General features: G+C 74.0%; 1 protein-coding gene. It reads right to left on the reverse strand.

Annotation, left to right across the window (positions count from 1 at the left end; translation table 11 throughout):
- Positions 1 to 96 precede the first annotated feature (96 nt).
- The coding region (gene purD, locus AOK15_RS41340) for a phosphoribosylamine--glycine ligase (RefSeq protein ID WP_055524444.1) at positions 97 to 1,102 on the reverse strand (1,006 nt) is incomplete at its 5' end.

A 1,102-nucleotide genomic window follows, 5' to 3' on the forward strand; every position in this document is an offset into this window, starting at 1 on the left:
ACCCGGGCTCCGCGCGGGGCACATCCGTCACGCCGTGCGTCAGATGCCCCGCGCGGAGCCCGGGTATGTCGGTTCGGCCGTCGGTCAGGCCGCAGGTCAGGCTTCGGTCGCCGCCTTCGCGGCGATGTCCGAGCGGTGCTGGGAGCCGTCCAGGCCGATGCGGGCGACGGCGGTGTACGCGCGGTCACGGGCCTGGGTCAGGTCCTTGCCGGTGGCCGTGACGGACAGGACGCGTCCGCCCGCGCTGACCACGGCGTCGCCGTCGCGCTTGGTCCCGGCGTGCAGCACGTACGCGTGCGGGGCGTCCACGGCGGCCACCTCGTCGAGCCCGGTGATGGGGTCGCCGGTGCGCGGGGTGCCGGGGTAGTTGTGCGAGGCCACGACCACCGTGACGGCCGCGTCGTCGCTCCAGCGGAGGGGTTCGAGGTCGCCGAGGGTGCCGTTGGCGGAGGCGAGCAGGACACCGGCCAGCGGGGTCTTCAGGCGGGCCAGGACGACCTGGGTCTCCGGGTCGCCGAAGCGGGCGTTGAACTCGATGACCCGTACGCCCCGGCTGGTGATCGCCAGGCCGGCGTAGAGCAGGCCGGAGAACGGGGTGCCGCGGCGGCGCATCTCGTCGACCGTCGGCTGCAGCACCGTCTGGAGGACCTCGTCGACCAGTTTGGGGTCGGCCCACGGGAGGGGGGAGTACGCACCCATGCCGCCGGTGTTGGGGCCCTCGTCGCCGTCCAGCGCGCGCTTGAAGTCCTGGGCGGGCTGGAGCGGGAGGACGGTCGTGCCGTCGGTGATCGCGAAGAGGGAGACCTCGGGGCCGTCCAGGAACTCCTCGATGACGACGCGACCGCAGGCCAGCGCGTGCTCACGGGCCGCGTCGAGGTCCGGGGTCACGACGACGCCCTTGCCTGCGGCCAGCCCGTCGTCCTTCACGACGTACGGGGCGCCGAAGGCGTCGAGGGCCTCGTCGATCTCCTGGGCGGTGGTGCAGACGTACGACCGCGCGGTGGGCACACCCGCGCCGGCCATGACCTCCTTGGCGAAGGCCTTGGAGCCCTCCAGCTGCGCGGCCTCCCCGGAGGGGCCGAACACCGGGATGCCCGCCTCG

It is taken from the genome of Streptomyces ossamyceticus, from assembly GCF_001418475.1.
Classification (GTDB): domain Bacteria; phylum Actinomycetota; class Actinomycetes; order Streptomycetales; family Streptomycetaceae; genus Streptomyces; species Streptomyces ossamyceticus.